The organism is Arthrobacter zhaoxinii, assembly GCF_024385505.1.
Lineage (GTDB): Bacteria > Actinomycetota > Actinomycetes > Actinomycetales > Micrococcaceae > Arthrobacter_B > Arthrobacter_B zhaoxinii.
Window position 1 is genome coordinate 229,458 of the sequence record NZ_JANFLT010000006.1, and the last position, 17,511, is coordinate 246,968.

The following is a 17,511-nucleotide window of genomic DNA, read 5'->3' on the forward strand; positions in this document are numbered from 1 at the left end:
AAGTCACATTACTAGTCCGGGGAGCAGTACTATTTCGAGCATGAATGAGGCCTATCTGGTGTCCGCTGTCCGCACTCCCGTCGGCAGGTACGGCGGCGCCCTCTCGAGCGTCCGCCCCGACGATCTCGCCGCCCTGGTCCTCCGGGAAGCGGTGGAGCGGGCCGGAGTGAGCGCGGCCGACGTCGACGAGGTGCTGCTGGGCAACACGAACCAGGCCGGGGAGGACAACCGGAACGTGGCCCGGATGGCGGCCCTGCTCGCCGGCTTCCCCGACACCGTGCCGGCCATGACGGTGAACCGGCTCTGCGCCTCCGGGCTCAGCGCGATCATCACCGCCTCGCAGATGATTCGCTCGGGTGCTGCGGACATCGTGGTGGCCGGGGGAGTGGAGTCCATGTCCCGGGCGCCGTGGGTGCTGGCGAAGCCGGAGAAGGCCTTCGCCAAGCCCGGGGAGTTGGCGGATTCGGCGATCGGGGCACGGTTCACCAACCCGAAGTTCTACGACCTGTCCGGCACCACCTACTCCATGCCCGAAACCGCCGAGGAGCTGGCGACCCGGGACGGGATCTCCCGTGAGGATTCCGACGCCTTTGCGCTGCGCTCGCATACCCGTGCGCTCGCCACCATCGACGAGGGCCGGTTTACTGATGAGATCGTGCCGGTGGAAACCAAGAAGGGCGTGGTGAAGACCGACGAGGGTCCGCGCCGGGAAACCAGCATGGAGGCCCTGGCGAAGCTGCGGCCCATCGTACGGTCCGACGGTGTGGTGACCGCCGGGAACTCAAGCTCACTGAACGACGGTGCGTCCGCCGTCGTCGTCGCCAGCGCCGACGCGGTCCGCCGGCTGGGGCTGAACGCACGGGCCCGGATTGTCGACGGCGCCTCCGCCGGGGTGGCACCTGCTGTGATGGGCATCGGCCCGGTGCCGGCGACGCAGAAGGTGCTGGACCGGGCCGGCTGGTCGCTCGGCGACATCGATGCCGTGGAGCTGAACGAGGCGTTCGCCGCCCAGTCGCTGGCCTGCATCCGCGCCCTGAACCTGGACGAGTCGATCGTGAACCGCGACGGCGGTGCCATCGCTTTGGGGCATGCGCTGGGGTCCTCGGGGTCCCGGCTTACGGTGACCATGCTGAACCGGATGGAGCGCGAGGGCGCTTCGAAGGGGCTGGTGACCATGTGCGTGGGGCTGGGCCAGGGCGTGTCGATGCTGTTGGAGCGGGTGTAGGCGCCGCTGGTATATAGCGGGCTACGGGGATTAGGCGTCGGCGAGCCTGGCGAGCAGTTCGGCGTCCTTCGTGAGGATGGATTCGAGGGCAGCGTCGATTGCACGCCGGCGCTCGTCTCGATCCAAACCGTCCCGCGGGGCCTCATGCTGCTCAGTCATGCGAGCACTCTACCGCCCGCATGGACAGCAGGGGGTTGCCCACGAATACCCGGCGCCCCGTGCCTCTTGCGCAACCTGCCGGCCGTACCTGCCCGGAGCACCCGCAGTTTTTTGCGGGATAGGCTGTGGCAGGTAATCGGTCCGTAGTTATAGGGGGATGAATGCGTCAGGGAAGTATTGCCGGGGTAGTGCTTATTTGTTCTCTGGGATTAGCAGGGTGTACCTCCTCCGATGAAGGATCTGAACAACCGGTTTCCGCAGCTTCCCCGAGCACATCGGCGTCAGGCACCACGGCCCCCTCCACCACTGGGACGACGGCCCCCGCCACCCCGACGTCGTCCGCTCCCGCCGTCGACCCTGCACAGCCTGTGACAGCTATGACCATTGCCCAGCAGCTGCAGACAGCGGTCCCGACCATTACATCTGTCACCGAAGTGACTGAAGCGAATGATTCCACCGGGTCCATCGGTCAGCCGGGCCAGTACACATCGGCGGCGTGGATTGCCGACACCGGTGCTGCCGCGAATGAGAAGAGCGTGGTCGGCGGAGCTGTCGTGGAAGTTTTCGCCGGGGAAGCAGAAGTGCAGGCCCGCTTGTCCTTTCTCCAGCAGCACATCGGCCAGGGCCCGGCCTACAATGCCGAACACCATTATCTGAAGGGAACGGCGCTCCTACGGGTGTCAGGAGCACTAGGTCCCGAACAGGCGGCTCTCTACGAGCAGGCCTTCAACGCCACCAGTTTCGAATAAGCCTTTCTCCAGCAATCCAGTCTCAAACAGGGGGTATCGCAATGCCGTTGTTCAGCACCAAACCGATAGTGGAAAAGAAGGAACAGTGGACCTCGGCCCTGCCGCCGCACGAGGTCTTGGACGTGTTGGCGTCGGCATTCGCGTCCCACGGTGAGGACGTCCGACGGGAAAAGTCCTCGGTGGAGGTGCACCTGGGGTCGAATGCGCTGTACCGGACATGGGGCAACATGACGGCCGAAGGCCGCGCGAACATACCGGTCGCCTTGAGCTTCACCGTGGCTGAATCCGGCACCGGAACTGCCCTGTCCGTCCATGCGTTCGACACGTTCGGTTTTAGAGTCGGCAGCGGAAAGTCCTTCGGTGTGCCGGAGACCTTCAACCGGCGGCTGGAGGAATTCCTCAGCTACGCAGCGGGGGTTATCGGCATCGACCGGCCCGTCACCGGACCCGTCCCTGCCCCGCCTCGCTTCAACCTTTAGGCCCGCACCAGCCCCAGCATCCGCCGGACAATCTCTTCCCCGGCCAGGATTCCGCGCGCCTCGGTGACCTGCAGGTGCGGCTCGAAGTAGCCGGCGTCGTCCAGCTCGCCGTGTGCCGGACGGAAGGCGACGTCGGCGCACTCCAGCATCGGCCGGTCCAGCAGTGAATCCCCGGCCGCGATGATGCGGTCCGCACCGATCCGGCGGGCAACTTCAGCGACGGCCTGCTGCTTGGTGACCGGCGTGGGCACGCAGTAGAGCTTCCGGCCCTGCAGCGACACGGTCCAGCCGCGCGCATCGCACCAGTCCTCCAGAGCCAGCAGGAACTCGCCGGGGAGGGCCTCCCGGTCCACAATCGCGTACGCGAACAGGTCCTCGGCGGAACGAAGCTTCAGAATCCATTCATGGAACTCAGGACGGCCCAGGTAAGCCTCGATCTCGGCCAGCGGCGCGCACCCGGTCGTGACAAGGCTGCGCACCGAAGCCTGCCAGTCAACGACGGTCTCCCCGTGGTGCAGGATGACGCCGCCGTTGGTGGTGACCGCATACTCCGGGGTGGGCCCGGGCAGCTGGATCCGCCGGTACTGCGCCACGGTCCGGGTGGTGACGGGGACGAACACGGACGCTTCGGCGGCGGAGACCAGCAGGGCTTCGGCGGCGCGGGTCATATAGGACAGCGGCTTGCCCTCGTAGACTTCCGCGACCACCATGGCCGGAGCCAGGGCATCCTCGGTGTTCAGGAACAGCGCGTTGGCGGAGTAGATCAGGGTGCGGTCCAGGTCGGACGCGAGCATCGTCTTCACGCGTCGGCCCCCGGAACACCGGCACCGGCAGCAACAGCCCGGCCGTCGGCGCCCACGGCACCGGCGGTGAACTGCGGATGGATCAGGCCCACGCAGCTGAACGGCAGGTCCGGCACCTCCTCCACCGGAACCCCGCGCTGTTCGGCCAACAGCAGCACATGCGCCACGTCCTCCAGCGCCCCCGGATGCACCAGGACCTTCCACGGCACCCGGCGCAGCAGCACGCGCGTGGTCTCGCCGACGCCGGGCTTCACCAGGTTCACGTTGAGAATGCCGTATTCCTCGCTGAGGCGCTCCACCGCCTGCCAGCCCACCCAGGTGGGGGTCCGGTCCGCGGCAGCCAACGCAGCCGCAGCCGCGTCCGCCTCGGGCCGCACGTCGTCGAAGTGGGACTCGATCGCGGTCAGGAAGTCGCGGGACACGTCGGCGCCGGCGAGATGCGCGTAGAACTTCGCGCCGTGGAAATCATGCGGCGCAATGAGGTCCTTGTTGAACACCGTGCGGGAAACCAGCCCGGAGACGGTCGAGTTCAGGCAGGCCGACGGAATCAGGTAGTCCTCGCGCGTGCCGAACAGCTCCACGGAATGGCCGGGATCCGCAAGCACCGCCAGCTCCGAGGAGAACCGCACCCCGTCGGTCGCTTCGAACCGGTCCAGTGCGGCGGTCAGCTCGCGGGTGATGGCTCCCTTGCCGGTCCAGCCGTCCACAAACAGGATCCGCCCGGGGGAGTACGTCCGCGCCAGGTAGCGCAGCGCGGTTTCGTCCATCCCGACGCCGCGGACAATGCTCATGGTGTAGTGCGGCAGGTCCAGGCCGTGCATCCGCTGCGCCCAGCGGCGCATCAGGATCCCGATCGGTGTGCCGGCCCGGGCGAGCGAGACCAGCACCGGCTCGCGGTTCCGGGCGGCCAGCGCCAGTTCCGTCACGGTGCCGACGGCGGCTGCGACGCGGGGCGCGGAACGGCGCAGCGCTTCCTCGTACAGATCCTGGTACTGGGCCGACGGCAGATATTCCATTGGCAGCGACTCGGCGTAGTTGGCGCCGCCGGACTGGATGGCCGCCTCCCGTTCAGCGGTCGGGGCTTCCAGCGCCGCATCGCGCAGGTCCTTGAGCAGCCAGGTCACGTCCTCGGGTGCGTAGGACCCGAAGTCGGGTCCGGTCAGCGGCACGGCGACGGGAACCTCAACGGGTGCGTCCCAGTCCCCGGGGGCGGGCGCATCGGCGGGCAGCAGCACAACGACGACGGCGCCCGTCACTGCGCGCAGCGCCTCGGTGACGCTGCCCGGGCCGGTGATCGAGGCAGGGTCGGTGCCGGGTTCGGGCAGCAGGACAATGCTGCCGAAACCGGTCTCCGCGCCGGTTGCGTCCCGGCGTGGTCCCACGTTGTACGCGTGCCGCGGGCCGGGGCCGTCCTCGGTGAGGTCGTGGCTGGAGAAGTCCACGGCGTTGCGGATGGCGTAGTCCGGCCGGTCAATCGGCACGATGGGGGAGCGGGTGGTGGTCGCGAACCGGACGGCGGCATCCGGCAGCGCTTCGGCCAGGGCATTGGCAATGGTCAGCGGCACGTGGATGAATTCCTCGCAGCCCAGCACCAGCACCGGATCCGCCTCGGTGGGCAGTGCGGCGGAGATGCGGGAGGCAATGAGGGCCAGACTCTCGGCGGAGACGGCTCCGGGCAGGGCGTCCGGCAGGGAGCCGAGGTATTCGGAGGAGACGCCGGCCTGGTTGCCGAACCGGTCGCTGTGCAGGCCGCGTGCAGTGCCGGAGTAGTCCAGCACGGTCACGGTGCCGGGTTCGGGAGCATCGGGTTCGGGGACTGCGGGTGCCGGTGCAGCGGGCGCGGGTGCGAAGGCGACGGCGGCAGCAGCGCCAGCCCCGGGTACGGCAGGCAGCACGGTCGGCGGTGCGGAAGGCAACGGCTCCGAAAGCCCGCCGATCAGCTGCTCCGCCCGGGCGAGGATGTCTTCGCCGAGTTCGATGCTGCCGGTGCCCAGCGCGACCACGCGGATGCTGCAGCCCAGTTCTTCGGCCAGGTCGTCGAAGCGGGACCGGTCGGCGTCGGAACGCAGGTCGATCAGCGAGGCCACCACATAGAGCGGATGCGGTGCGGCGGTGTGCAGTTCGGTGATGGTGTTGATGACGGTGGCGCCGGTGCTGAGCTCATCGTCCACCAGCACCACCGGTGCCGGGATGTTCAATGCCGAGGAGTCCACGGGCAGCAGCCGGTGGGAGGTGGCATGCGAGTGGGCTTCTTCGAACGCGCCGTAGGCTACGGCACCTGCCGGGGCGTGCCGGGTGGAGTGGATGTAGTAGGAGCCCAGCATGTCGGCGACCAGCCGGCCGAGTCCGGTGGCGGTCTCCGCGTAGCCGATGGTGACCACGTCGGGGTGGGAAATGGGCAGCGCCCAGAGCCGTTCGCGGGCATACTGCAGCCGGGCGCGCGGTGACCGGGCAGCGGTGTGCCGCCCGCCGTCGTCGTTCCCGGTTTCTGTGCCGTCCTCGAGGACCGCCCCGAGCTCACCGGCGACGCTGCGGAGCACGGCCTCATCCACGGTGCTGCCCAGTGCCGCACCGGTGAGTGCGCCGAGCAGCTCCCCGGCGGCCAGGACCAGGGCGGGTTCGGTGGGCACATGCTTGGCCAGCACGCGGGACACCAGCAGGTGGGCCCGGCGCGGGTTGCGGCGCAGCGCCAGTCCCACCAGGTCCTCCACCGGCAACAGCGCTGCGGGATCCGAGGTGATCCGCACTCCCAGGGCCTGGTTTACAAATCCGCCGGTCCAGGGGTGGTGCTTCAATTCATGCTCGCTTCCAGAAGATCTACATAGGTGATGTCGGGGGCCGCGACGCCGAACGCGGCGGCCCGGACGAGGGTGGAAGCTGCCCACGCCTGATGCGGTTTCATTTCGTTCATCTTGTTGCGGTACGGCGACGCCGCGGCGCCGCCCCCGGAGGCTCCGGAGATGTGCAGGGCATCCAGGTACGCCTCGTGGCTGATCACGGACATGGCGTGGACCAGGGGAACGTGCGAGGGGTGGATGACGGTCTTGCCGAGCAGCCCGTTGGCCTGGTCCAGTTCGATTTCGCGGATCAGGCCGTCCAGGTTGGCGGTCAGCAGCCGCTGTCGCAGGCCCAGTTCGTCGGCGTCCGCGAAGGGGGAGGAACGCAGCATCGGGCGCAGCAGCCGTTCGCCGGAGCTGTAGTGTTCCCAGACCGGGCCGCTGATGACAAAGCCGTCCGGCCGGCCGAGCATATTGACGATGTCGCCGATCACCGCGGAGACCACCTTGACGTCATAAATGGTGAGGTCCCGGGAGCGGCGCAGCCCGTAGGCGCTGGACATGTCCGTGGCGCCGATCCGCACGGCCAGGATGTCCGGCCGGTTCGCTTCCAGCACCTCGAAGATTCCCGTGAGGGTGGTGGTGCGGGTTTCGGCGTGGATCATCAGGGGGGATTCGAGGATCGGCATGATGCGCAGCGGACGGGCGCCGGGATCGGCAGTCCAGCGGGCCTCGTTCACGGTGTGCAGGGCGTCGAGGAAACGCTGGGCAGCACCGGTGGTGTTCTCGAACTTCGGAATCACGAACCCGGTGAGGACGTCCAGGGCGGGCCCGCTGCGCTCGGCCAGGCTCAGGAGCTGCTCGGGGGTGCGGACACGGACGAAGAGCATCAGGTCTTCGGGGCCGCCGGGTTCGCGGACACCGTCCGCGTGCAGCTCGGCGAGGGCTCCCACGACGTTGGTTTCGGCCGCCGGGACCTCGGCGTCGGCAATGGAATCCTCCAGGCAGATGACCATGCTGACGGCTCCGCGGGCGGCCTGCTTGCGGATGTCCTTGACCAGCTCCGGCCGGGTCGCGGGGCTGTAGAGCGTGGCCCCGAGGGCGGTGGCCAGCAGGGCAGCGTCGGAGTCCAGGGTCAGCTGCTGGGGCGGGAGGTGGAACAGGCGGGCAGTTTCCGGCTCGCTGAGGTAGGAGAAATGGCGCACGGCTTTACCGCCCCTGATAGGGCAGGCGGGTGGTCATGTGAAATCCGAACGCCTCCCAGATGGTTTGAAACTCCATCCCGTACGGCAGCTCTTCGGCCCGCAGTTCCAGGACGTCGCCGATGCGGATGACGGAGAGCACGTAGAAGCTGCGCTGGCCTGCCTTTGCCGGGATGGTGACGGACTTGCCGTTGTAGAGGCCCACGCTCATGGGCTGCTTGGGCTTCGGGAAGAACAGGGCGCGGCGCAGTTTCCGGACGTGGCGCAGCGGGACCAGTGCCAGGTCACCCTCGTAGCCGACCAGGGGGCGGTTGCCCGGAGTGGAGACCAGGACGCCGTCCAGGTTTTCCGGCTCGAACTCGCCGGAGGAGATGGAACCGGTGCTGTATCCGGGCCCTTCCCACACCGCACGGACGGTTCCGGCGACCACCAGGCTGCCCACCGCCGATTCCATCGGGGTCAGGCGCACCACGGGGTGCTGCCGGTCCAGGCTGCGCAGGTCGCCCATGCCCGGCGCCGGAAAGAGGCGGCTGTGCAGGGGAGCGACGCGCACCGGCTCGGGCGAGCCGGAAGACGACGTCGGCCGCGTGGAAGCACCGGCTCGACTGCTGGCTGCCTCGGCATTGGGGGACAGGCCGAGCGAGAGCGACGGGGAGACCGACGGCGCAGCCTCCTGCCGGGGCGGCGGGGACAGCGAGAGGGAGCCCGGTGCCGGGGCCGCCGAAGGCGTCCTTGAAGCAGGCCGAGCAGCCGGCGTCGTCCGCGGTGCCGACGGTGCCGACGCAGCGCTCGGTGCGGCGGCAGCCGGGGGTGCAGCCGGAGCCGCAGCGCGCGGCTTGACCCGGCGGCTCAGGAAGGGAAGATCGGTGCGGACGGCCGACGAACGGTTAACAGCCATCGACTAGAGGTCGAATCCGAAGTCGGCAGCCAGCCCGCGCAGGCCGGTGGTGTACCCCTGGCCCAGGGCGCGGAACTTCCAGTCGGTGCGGTGCCGGTACAGCTCGCCGAACATCATCGCGGTGATGGTGTCCCGGTTCGCCGCGGGCAGGTCAAAGCGGACCAGCTCTCTGCCGTCGGGCCGGGCCACGCGGACATACGCGCTGCGGACGGCTGCGAAGGTGCCGGGTCCGCGCATTTCCGGATCGGCGTAGACGGCAAAGACGATCTTCGAGACGGCATCCGGCACCCGGGACAGGTCGACGTCGATCTGCTCGGTGTCGTCGTCGCCCTCGAAGAGGACGGATCCCTCCGGGCTGGCGATCTGGTTGAAGAACACCAGGTGCGCGTCGGAGAGCACCCGGCCGTCGGAACCGCACAGCAGCGTCAGCGGAACCAGTTCGGATGCGGGGCCGCGGCTGGGAATCACGTCCCAGCCCAGTCCCACCATGACGGAGGTCAGGCCCGGGTTTTCCGCGGTGAGGGCGGCGTTGGCGCCGGCTACCAGGGTTCCCATCAGTTCTCTCCGAAGGTCAGGGATGAGGGGGAGAACTTGTCATCGAGGAACCGTCCGTGCGAGGACAGTTCGGCAATGGCGCCGGTGCGGACCTGGTTCTCCAGGTCCCGGGCAATGCCTTCCAGGATGGTCAGCTGGTCAACGAGCAATGTGGTCGCCTCTGAAGTCTCGGTCCGCTCTCGGTCGCTGAGGGCCACGTAGGCGCGCAGGGGAGTGGGGAGGTAATTGGTAATGATGGCGTTGAGCAGCACGCGCTGCTCGGTGGAGGCTCCGTGGCTGCCCACGTACTCCACCAGCGGCGCCAGGATGTCGTCGATCTGCCGGACCATGGAGGACACCGAGGTCGGCAGGGCGCCGCCGGCCCTGCGCACCGCGGTGCGCAGGTTTTCCAGGGACTTTACGGTCTCCTGGTGCTCGGCGTCGGGGCCCGACGGCGAGGCGGGTGCGGACAGCTCCGGCGCCGGGTCCGGTTCGGGCGAGTTGCCGAAGAGGGACCCGAAGAACCTGCCTACCGGCATGGCCGGCTCCTTTCCGCCGGAGCTGTCCTGGGCCGCATCTAGCGGGACTCGCTCTGGCGGGAACGCTCGAGGTAGGGCCGGGCCTGCGTGATGGTGGACTCCAGGGACTTCACGGTCCCTTCCATGTTGCGGGCCGCCTCGGAGCGGAACGTGTCGATCGCGTCCATGGTCTGGTACACGTTGTCGAAGGCCTTCTGCAGGGTTTCCACGCTCACGCCGGAGGTGGAGGCCTGCTGGTGGATACGGGCCGTCTGGTCCTTGAGCATTTCGCTGGTGCTCAGGATCATGTTGTTCGTGGTGGTGTTCACCGCGTCGATCTGGTCCAGCACCATCTTCTGGTTGGCCAGGGCCTGGGCTACGATCACGGCGGTGCGCAGCGCGGAAATGGTGGTGGTGCGGGCGCGTTCCACACCCTTGATCAGTTCCACGTTGTTCTTGCGGATCAGGTCCATGGCCAGGTAGCCCTGCACGGAGACGGCCAGCTGGGTGAGGATGTCCTGGCGGCGCTGGCGGATGGGGAAGAGGACGTCCGCCTCCAAGGCGTTCGCCTGCTCAATCTGCCCGGCGTTCTTGAGCTTGTCCACCTTCTCCACGCAGGCGGCGTCGAGGGACTCTGCGAGCACGGAGTATTCGCTCAGGGTCTGCATGGTCTTCCACAGCTCCACCTTTTCACCGGCGAGCGAAGCGTTGTCCTTGAGCAGTTCATCCTGGCCGGCCATCAGGGCCTTGATGATCTTGTCCAGCTGCACCTGGGCGGACTCGTACTTCTGGAAGTACTTGGCCAGCTTGTTGCCGCCCGGGATGATGCCCAGGATCTTGCGGCCGGTGCCGAGGTTCGCCTGGTTCGGGGTCAGGTCCTCAACGGTGCTGCGCAGGTCGCCCAGGGTGGTGGCGACCTTCTTCTGCGCGTCGTTGCCGGACTTCTTCGCACCGTTCACCGAGGTGGAGGAACGGTCCAGCAGGCGGGACGAATACCCGGCGGACTGCACCATTTCGGAGCCGGCCAGCTTGTTGATGGAATCCACCTGCGCGGTGAATTCCGGGCTGCGCGCATCCAGCTTGGACACTTCATCCATGAAGGACTTGGCCTGCGCGGCGATTTCAACGCGGCGTTCCTCCGGCACCGGAACCATGCCCGGAGCGCTCTCGGGAGCGACCGGAGCGGGCGGTTCCGGAGCGTTCAGCACCAGGGCGGCTTCGGTGGCGTCCGGGGGAGTCAGCGGTGTGGTCATGGTCCAGCCTTTTCTTGGTTGAGCTGCGTATACGGAGGCGGGGAGTGTCCCGGACTGCGGAACACTCCCCGCAGGGTGTAGCTGAAAGGGCGAGTCTAGCCCAGCTGAACACCGAAATCGGTTGCGATGCCGGCCAGCCCGGTGGCGTAGCCCTGGCCCACAGCCTTGAACTTCCATTCGCCGTTATTGCGGTACACCTCGGCGAAGATCATGGAGGTCTCCGGAGCGGCGTCCTCGCTCAGATCGAAGCGGACAATTTCGCTGTCATTGTCCTGGTTGATCACGCGGCAGTATGCCCCGCGGACCTGGCCGAAGTTCTGGTTCCGGACATCGGCCTGGTCGATGGAGACGACGATGACCACGCGGTCGACGTCGTCGGCCATCTGCGTCAGGTCGATCAGGATCTGCTCGTCGTCGCCTTCACCGGCGCCAGAACGGTTGTCGCCCAGATGAGTGACGGATCCGTCCTTGGCGGCGGGCTGGTTGTAGAAGATGAAGTCGTCGGAGGACCGCACCTTGCCGTTGGGTGCGATGATCAGCGCGGAGGCGTCGAGGTCGAAGGGCTCGCCCGTGGTGGTGCGCGGGTCCCAGCCCAGGCCGACGACGGCCTTCTGCAGTCCGGGATCGGTCTTGGTGAGGGAAAGGTTGTTGCCCTTGGTGAGGGTCAGTCCTGCCATGGTGTTCAGCTCCTTGTAGACGAAGTGGAGATTAGTCGAGGGTGATGCCGAAGTCGGTGGCAACCCCGTACAGCCCGGACGCGTAGCCCTGGCCGATGGCGCGGAACTTCCACTCTCCGCGGTGGCGGTAGATCTCAGCGAAGATCATGCAGGTTTCCGCTGCGGCGTCCTCACTGAGGTCGTAGCGGACCACCTCGGCATCGGTGTCCTGGTTGACCACCCGGCAGTACGCATCGCGGACCTGCCCGAAGTTCTGGTGCCGGGCGTCCGCCTGGTCGATGGACACCACAATGACCACGCGGTCGACGTCGTCGGTCAGGATGCTGAGGTCAATCAGGATCTGCTCGTCGTCGCCGTCGCCCTGGCCGGTGCGGTTATCGCCCTGGTGGACCACCGAGCCGTCCTTCGCGGACAGCTGGTTGTAGAAAATGAAGTCGTCCTGGGAGCGCACCTTGCCGTCGGCTCCGAGCAGCAGTGCGGAGGCGTCCAGATCGAACGGATCTCCGCTGGTGGTGCGAGGGTCCCAGCCCAGGCCGATCAGGGCCCGTTCCAGGCCGGGGTCTGCCTTGGACAGGGAAAGGTTGCTTCCTTTGGAAAGTGTGAGGCCGGACAAGGTGCTCTCCTTACGGACGGGCGGGTGGTTAGAGCGAGCGGGCTGCCGTGGGGATCAGGTCCATGACGGTGCGCCCCTGGGCGCGTTCGCCGATGGCCTTGAAGCTCCAGCCGGAGCCTTCGCGGCCCACCTTGGCCATAACCATGGCGGTGTGGGTGCCGGCGTCGGTCAGCTGGTAGCGGGCAATCTCGGGGCTGCCGGGCGTGGAATCGTCGATCAGGCGGCAGAACGCATTCTGCACCTGGTCGAAGGTCTGCCGGCTGTAGCTGGAGATTACGAACACGATGTTCTGCACGGCGGGAGAGACGGCCGAGAGATCCACCAGGATGACCTCGTCATCGCCTTCGCCGGCACCGGTGAGGTTGTCACCGGTGTGCTTCGCGGAGCCGTCCTTGCTGGCGAGCTGGCCGTACCAGACCTGGTCAACAGCGTTGCCATTGGCGTCGAAGAAAATAGCCGAGGCATCCAGATCCACTTCGGCGGTCTTCTTACCGAACAGGCCGCGCTTGGCCGGCGCAGCGGAATCCCAGCCCAGTCCCAGGCGCGTCTTGCTCAGGGCGCCGCCGTCCTTCTTCGTCAGTGAAAGCGACTGACCTTTCTGCAGGCTCAAGCCCATGATTCTCCCTCGTTAGTTTGTGTAGACAGGTTCTTTGCCTGCGCCGGACTTCGCTGCGCGCTTGTTGCGCACAATCGAGGAAGCCAGCGACGCAAGGATGAAGACGACACCGATCAGGCCGGTGAAGATCTCGTTGATCTCGATTTCGATGGTGAGCAGCAGGATGGTTGCCAGGGCGCCGATGGCCCAGTGCGCACCGTGGTCCAGGTAAACGAACTCGTCCAGGGTGCCCTGCCGCACCAGGAACACGGTCAGGGACCGGACGAAGATGGCACCGATCAGGCCGAGGCCCAGAGCGATGATGATCGGGTCCGAGGTGATGGCGAAGGCGCCGATGACGCCGTCGAAGGAGAAGGACGCGTCAATGACTTCCAGGTAGAGGAAGAGCATGAAGGCGGCCTTGCCGGTGGCCTTCACGAGTTCGCCGTTGCCGGACTTCGGAGCACGTGCCTCTGCATCGTCGGCGTCGAAATCGTCGTCGCCGTCGACGTCGAACATGTCACCCAGGCCGGTGACCAGCAGGTAGGTGATCAAGCCGGCAGCGCCGGCGACGAAGACGTCGGTGGTGTGCGAGGGATCCGAGCGTCCGCCGGCGGCCAGCAGGGCACCGAGGCCGACGATCAGGGAAGCGCCGTTGACCTTGCCGATCTTGGCGAACGGGGTTTCCAGCCAGCGCAGCCAGCGGATGTCGCGGTCTTCGAACATAAAGTCCAGGAAGAGCATCAGCAGGAACAGGCCGCCGAAGGCGGCGATCTGCGGGTGCGCCTCGTGGAGGAGGTAGCCGTAGCTGCCCGGCTCATCCGGGTCGCCCTTCTCGAGGGCCAGCTGCAGGGCTTCGATCGGGTTGATGCTGGCGGTAATGCCCACAATGACCAGCGGGAACACGATGCGCATGCCGACGACGGCGATCAGGATGCCCACGGTGAGGAACATCTTCTGCCAGAAGACGCTCATTTTTTCGAGGATGCGCGCGTTGACCACGGCATTGTCGAAGCTAAGGCTGATTTCCAAGACGCCCAGGATGGCGCAGAGGATGAGTGCCTCTACCCCGCCGTAGAAGAACGCCGTAACCAGCGCAGCGGCCGTAACAACAAACGACCAACCGAAAGTTTTGAAAAACACTCTGCTTGCAGCTCCTTCAGTTCCTGCGCGCAGCCGGTGGGGGCGGGAAGGGCAAAAACCAAGTAGGGGATGGATGAATCCGAAACGAATTAGGCTTCAGTATGTCGCACCCCGGAGGCCACGGGCAACTACCCTCCGTTGGCGTCGGCGGGGATGCCCGCGCCGATTGGCCGGTGGCCCCCGCGGTCTGAAAAGATAATGGAAAGGCTGCTTACGAGGGCACCCATTTGAAGGAGGACTGCATGCAGGACGAAATGTATGGGAACGGCAATGCGGAACCGGTCATGAACATCCCGGCGGCCGACGTCGTCAGCGGCGGGGCATCCGCGGCAGCACCCGCCGAGGTGGATCCGGCCGAGGTCGCCATTCTGGCCCAGGCGGAGGACCCCGGAACAGATCCCCTTCGGCTGCAGGAGCTGGCCACCGACCATCCGCTGGCCCGGCCGGCTGTTGCCGCCAACCCGGCTGCCGGCCCGGAACTGCTCGAATGGCTGGGTGCGCTCGGCGACGCCGGCGTGAACGAAGCCCTGGCCCGCCGCGGCCGCTAAGCCGTTCTTTCCGCTTAAACGGAACATCCCGCCGCACAAAAGCCTGTGCGGCGGGATGCTGCGTTTAAGCCGTGCACTCAGATTTCGGCGACGGCGACGATCGGGAAGGTGGGGGTGCTGGATCCGCCCGCCGGTTCGACGGTCAGCGCCACGGCTCCGGCCCGGGCTACGTCACCGCTGAGCCAGATGCTGACGTCTCCACCGGCGAAGTGCGTATCCGGAACGGGGGTCTCACCCTCGAGCAGCCACAACTGGTACTCCTGCCCCTCGCCGGGATCGGGCAGGGCATCCGCTACGAACAAAGCTGCGTCTTCCTCGCGGGAAACGAGCAGAGTGGCCGGGTTTCCGTTGACGTCCACGCGGTGCGTGGCAACGTCCGGTGCGGCCAGCAGCCGGTTTTCCCGGTCCTGTTCCTGCGCTGCCTGCTGCTCCTGCTGGCGCTGCTCCGACTGGGCCCCGAGGGTCCATCCGGCCACGGCGATTCCCGGAAGCAGGACCGCGGCTGCAGCTGCGGCCAGCAGGCGGCGGCCGCGGCGGCGGCGTCGTTCGTCCAAGGAGACGACGGCGGCCGGCTCGGCTTGGAGGTCCGGCTGCTCTGTCCGGGGGCCGGGCAGCGGCCGGGTGCCGTGGACGGCGGAGAGCACGGAGGCGCGCAGGGCGGGCGGGGGAGTCGAGTCCGTTCCGGCGGCCAGATCGGCGGTGACCTCCGCGTACTCGGCCAGCTCGGCCCGGCAGCGGGGGCAGTCCGCCAGATGCTGTTCGAATGCGTCCCGCTCGGCCGGTTCCAGGGCGTCCACGGCGTACAGCGGTGCCAGCTCATGGATATCCCCGCTGTTGTGGCTGTGCTCGTTCATGATTGACCCCCCAATGCTGACCGAAGCTTCTTCAACCCGTCCCGGATACGGGCTTTGGCCGTACCCAACGGAATATCCAGTCGTACGGCTACCTCCTGGTAGGTGAATCCCTGGTAGTAGGCGAGGGCAACCGCTTCGCGCTGGAGCGGCGTGAGTGAGCTCAGACCGTTCCGCACCTCATGGGTTTTCATGCCCTGCTCCACCTCCTGCCACGTCTGGTCCACCGGTGTTCCGGTCCGCTGGTCCTCATAGGTCTGTTCCCGGTCCCGTTCACGGGACACCTGGCGCACCCGGTCGACAGCCCTGCGGTGCGCAAGGGTGCCTAACCATCCAAGCACCGTTCCCCGGGCCGGGTCGAAGCGGGCCGACTGCTGCCAGGCCATCAGGTAAACCTCCTGGACAACTTCAGCTGCGATCTCCGGAGACCGGGTCACCCGTACCGCCAGTCCGTACACCCTGGACGACGTGGCATCGTAGAGGGCCGCGAAACCGGCCTCGTCACCTTCCCCGCACCGCCGCACCAGCTCTGCGAGCTCGCTCCCGCGGTCATCCGGCGCGGCATCCGGCACGGCAGCCGGCACGGCAGCCGGTGCCGCTGCGGGCGAATGCCGGGCCGGGAAATCCGCCGGGCCCATCCCGGGGTCAGTCATGGGCTCCCACAGGTCATCCCTTCGGCGGCGGCGCCCCGCCGAGGCTACGGACGGGGATATGTTCGCTGAGAACACTGCCATACTTTCGCACCAAGCTTCGACCCGCCCGGTGCCGTAAACCCGTGAAGAGTTCTTCATGCCCGGTGTTCGCAGCCAACCGCTTGCCGGACGGGTGCCGCTCCCGTCCCTTGCGTGCAGGTAGCCGGTGCAGATTTCAAAGTATTTCTTCCCGGCACCCATCCGGCAGGGGATCGGCTCCGAACCTTCCATGTCTAACCACCGATGCACACACGTGCACACCGACACGACGAAGGAACCGATCATGAACAAGAAGATGCGCCTGCTTGCCGTTCCCACCCTGGCCCTGGGTGCACTGGCCCTCTCGACGGCCCCGGCCATGGCCCACGGCGAAGACTCCTGGTCGAGCCAGGCCACGTTGAACACCATGAATAATTCCGGCACCACCGGCCAGGCCATGGTGGAGGTACACGGCATGGAGGCCAAGGTAACGGTCAACGTTTCCGGTGCGGCAGAGACGTTCATGGACGGTCCCTTCCCGCACGCCCAGCACATCCACATCGCCGCCCAGGGCGTCTGCCCCGGGCCCGACGCCGACACGGACGGCGACGGCGTCGTCAACACCACCGAGGGCCACCCGTTCTACGGCCACATCGGCAACTCGCTCACCACCGAAGGCGACACCAGCGCAGACTCCGCACTGGCCGTGGAGCGGTTCCCGGGCGGATCCGCCTACACGTATGAGCGCACCTTCGAACTGACTCCGGAGACCGCAGCATCGCTGAAGGACGGATCTGCAGTAGTGGTAGTCCACGGCGTTGATCCGACTCTGATGCCCGCCGCCGCGTCTGAGAAGATGTCCGACCTTGACCCGTCGCTGCCTGCCGCTGCGACCCTTCCGGCCGCCTGCGGCACCCTGGCCGGCTCACAGATGGATGCCATGCCCGAAGGCGGAGCTGACACCGGTGTGGAGGCAGCAGCCAGCAACGGCAACACCGCCGGAATTGCCGTAGCCGGCGCCGGTGTCCTGGCCATGGGCGGCGCCGCGATGGTTCTCCGCCGTCGTGCCAACGCCTAAGACTGAACCTCGCTGAAGCGCCGATTCCCATGACGGCATCCAGCCACGGCCGCCGCGCTTCTCCTGCTCGCCGGGTGCACCGGCTCATCCTCCCCGGAGGCCGGAGCACCCACGGGTACAACGACGGCGGCGTCCCCGTCGATCACACCGAGTCCGTCTCTCACGCCGGGCCCGTCTCTCACGCCCGGCCCGGCCCCCGACCCCAGTCGGTCCGCCGCCCCGACAACGGATCAGTCACCGGTCCTGGCCCCGTCCGCCCCCGTGTCCTTGTCCATCCCGGCCAGCGGCACCGACTCCACGCTCCTGCACCTGGGGCTGCGGGAGGACGGTTCCCTCGACGTACCGCCGGAGCAGCCGGGCTCGCCGGCGAGCTGGTACACGGGCTCGCCCACTCCCGGGGAACGCGGCCCTGCGGTCCTGCTGGGTCACGTCAACGCCACCGACGGCGGCGAGGGCGTCTTCGCGGGCCTGCGTACCTTGAAGCCCGGCGACCGGCTCGAAATTGCACGGGAAGACGGGACCACGGCGGCGTTCGTCGTCGACCGCGGTGAACAGTACGGCAAGGACACCTTCCCGACGCTTGAGGTTTACGGAAACACAGCCGGCGCAGAACTACGCCTCGTCACCTGCGACGGCTTCGACCCCGCGACCGGAACCTTCGACGACAACTACGTCGTGTACGCCACCCTCGCCCGCTGAACCTTGTCCCTCCTGGCCGCAGGAGGGACAGCGTCGGAT

At 67.3% G+C, this 17,511-nt stretch carries 21 protein-coding genes; 7 read left to right on the plus strand and 14 right to left on the minus strand.

The features are described from left to right. Positions 1-40: 40 nt before the first annotated feature. A complete protein-coding gene (locus NNX37_RS12470; protein WP_255793072.1) occupies positions 41-1,225 on the plus strand; it encodes a thiolase family protein in 1,185 nt (394 codons plus the stop codon). A gap of 30 nt (positions 1,226-1,255) precedes the next feature. Here NNX37_RS12470 and NNX37_RS12475 read toward each other — a convergent pair whose 3' ends face one another. Then, positions 1,256-1,384 carry a hypothetical protein gene (locus NNX37_RS12475; RefSeq protein ID WP_255793073.1) on the minus strand — a complete coding sequence of 43 codons (129 nt, stop codon included), beginning with the start codon at positions 1,382-1,384 and terminating at the stop codon, positions 1,256-1,258. Between the two features lie 368 nt (positions 1,385-1,752). Between NNX37_RS12475 and NNX37_RS12480 the strand changes: the two genes are divergently transcribed. Together NNX37_RS12480 and NNX37_RS12485 are read left to right on the plus strand one after the other, a co-directional pair. Further along, the gene (locus NNX37_RS12480) at positions 1,753-2,133 is read left to right on the plus strand and encodes a hypothetical protein (protein ID WP_255793074.1); all 381 of its coding nucleotides are present in this window, start codon (positions 1,753-1,755) and stop codon (positions 2,131-2,133) included. 41 nt (positions 2,134-2,174) lie between these two features. After that, a complete protein-coding gene (locus NNX37_RS12485) occupies positions 2,175-2,612 on the plus strand; it encodes a hypothetical protein (RefSeq protein WP_255793075.1) in 438 nt (145 codons plus the stop codon). Here NNX37_RS12485 and NNX37_RS12490 read toward each other — a convergent pair. Genes NNX37_RS12490 through NNX37_RS12505 form a run of 4 tightly spaced genes read right to left on the minus strand, consistent with a single transcriptional unit; the run spans position 2,609 to position 7,902 of the window. Then, positions 2,609-3,406 carry an HAD family hydrolase gene (locus tag NNX37_RS12490; RefSeq protein ID WP_255793524.1) on the minus strand — a complete coding sequence of 266 codons (798 nt, stop codon included), beginning with the start codon at positions 3,404-3,406 and terminating at the stop codon, positions 2,609-2,611. The genes NNX37_RS12485 and NNX37_RS12490 overlap by 4 nt on opposite strands. A gap of 5 nt (positions 3,407-3,411) precedes the next feature. Next, positions 3,412-6,210 (minus strand): phosphoribosyltransferase domain-containing protein, encoded by a 2,799-nt coding sequence (locus NNX37_RS12495; protein WP_255793076.1) that lies wholly within the window; start codon positions 6,208-6,210, stop codon positions 3,412-3,414. After that, the gene (locus tag NNX37_RS12500; RefSeq protein WP_255793077.1) at positions 6,207-7,397 is read right to left on the minus strand and encodes an HpcH/HpaI aldolase/citrate lyase family protein; all 1,191 of its coding nucleotides are present in this window, start codon (positions 7,395-7,397) and stop codon (positions 6,207-6,209) included. Before NNX37_RS12500 ends, NNX37_RS12495 begins: the two co-directional genes overlap by 4 nt. Positions 7,398-7,401: 4 nt before the next feature. Beyond that, entirely contained in the window at positions 7,402-7,902 is a 501-nt protein-coding gene (locus tag NNX37_RS12505; RefSeq protein WP_255793078.1) for a hypothetical protein, read from the minus strand. Here NNX37_RS12505 and NNX37_RS12510 point away from each other — a divergent pair. After that, entirely contained in the window at positions 7,901-8,299 is a 399-nt protein-coding gene (locus NNX37_RS12510; protein WP_255793079.1) for a hypothetical protein, read from the plus strand. The two genes, NNX37_RS12505 and NNX37_RS12510, sit on opposite strands and share 2 nt — an antisense overlap. On the opposite strand, the gene NNX37_RS12515 is transcribed toward NNX37_RS12510, so the two are convergent. The 7 genes from NNX37_RS12515 to NNX37_RS12545 form a co-directional block, all read right to left on the minus strand. Continuing rightward, a complete protein-coding gene (locus NNX37_RS12515; RefSeq protein WP_255793080.1) occupies positions 8,296-8,847 on the minus strand; it encodes a TerD family protein in 552 nt (183 codons plus the stop codon). The two genes, NNX37_RS12510 and NNX37_RS12515, sit on opposite strands and share 4 nt — an antisense overlap. Beyond that, positions 8,847-9,365, minus strand: coding sequence for a hypothetical protein (locus tag NNX37_RS12520; protein ID WP_255793081.1), 519 nt, complete (start codon positions 9,363-9,365; stop codon positions 8,847-8,849). Before NNX37_RS12520 ends, NNX37_RS12515 begins: the two co-directional genes overlap by 1 nt. 38 nt (positions 9,366-9,403) lie before the next feature. Further along, positions 9,404-10,597, minus strand: a complete 1,194-nt coding sequence (locus tag NNX37_RS12525; protein ID WP_255793082.1) for a toxic anion resistance protein — start codon at positions 10,595-10,597, stop codon at positions 9,404-9,406. A 95-nt stretch (positions 10,598-10,692) separates the two neighbouring features. Then, complete coding sequence (locus NNX37_RS12530; protein WP_230024545.1) at positions 10,693-11,274, minus strand: TerD family protein; 582 nt, start codon at positions 11,272-11,274, stop codon at positions 10,693-10,695. Positions 11,275-11,305: 31 nt separating this feature from the next. Beyond that, on the minus strand, positions 11,306-11,887 hold the full coding sequence (locus tag NNX37_RS12535) for a TerD family protein (RefSeq protein WP_255793083.1): 582 nt from the start codon (positions 11,885-11,887) through the stop codon (positions 11,306-11,308). Between the two features lie 28 nt (positions 11,888-11,915). Beyond that, a complete protein-coding gene (locus NNX37_RS12540; RefSeq protein ID WP_255793084.1) occupies positions 11,916-12,503 on the minus strand; it encodes a TerD family protein in 588 nt (195 codons plus the stop codon). A 12-nt stretch (positions 12,504-12,515) separates the two neighbouring features. Further along, complete coding sequence (locus NNX37_RS12545) at positions 12,516-13,625, minus strand: DUF475 domain-containing protein (protein WP_255793085.1); 1,110 nt, start codon at positions 13,623-13,625, stop codon at positions 12,516-12,518. Positions 13,626-13,867: 242 nt separating this feature from the next. Here NNX37_RS12545 and NNX37_RS12550 point away from each other — a divergent pair, with 242 nt between their 5' ends. Then, complete coding sequence (locus tag NNX37_RS12550) at positions 13,868-14,173, plus strand: variant leucine-rich repeat-containing protein (protein ID WP_255793086.1); 306 nt, start codon at positions 13,868-13,870, stop codon at positions 14,171-14,173. 77 nt (positions 14,174-14,250) lie between these two features. Here NNX37_RS12550 and NNX37_RS12555 read toward each other — a convergent pair whose 3' ends face one another. Continuing rightward, the gene (locus tag NNX37_RS12555; protein WP_255793087.1) at positions 14,251-15,027 is read right to left on the minus strand and encodes an anti-sigma factor; all 777 of its coding nucleotides are present in this window, start codon (positions 15,025-15,027) and stop codon (positions 14,251-14,253) included. After that, positions 15,024-15,677 carry an ECF RNA polymerase sigma factor SigK gene (sigK, locus tag NNX37_RS12560; protein ID WP_255793088.1) on the minus strand — a complete coding sequence of 218 codons (654 nt, stop codon included), beginning with the start codon at positions 15,675-15,677 and terminating at the stop codon, positions 15,024-15,026. Before sigK ends, NNX37_RS12555 begins: the two co-directional genes overlap by 4 nt. A gap of 322 nt (positions 15,678-15,999) precedes the next feature. Between sigK and NNX37_RS12565 the strand changes: the two genes are divergently transcribed. Together NNX37_RS12565 and NNX37_RS12570 are read left to right on the plus strand one after the other, a co-directional pair. Next, positions 16,000-16,773: a hypothetical protein gene (locus NNX37_RS12565; protein WP_255793089.1), complete on the plus strand. Its 774-nt coding sequence runs from the start codon at positions 16,000-16,002 to the stop codon at positions 16,771-16,773. A 243-nt stretch (positions 16,774-17,016) separates the two neighbouring features. After that, on the plus strand, positions 17,017-17,472 hold the full coding sequence (locus tag NNX37_RS12570; RefSeq protein WP_255793525.1) for a class F sortase: 456 nt from the start codon (positions 17,017-17,019) through the stop codon (positions 17,470-17,472). Positions 17,473-17,511: the final 39 nt, after the last annotated feature.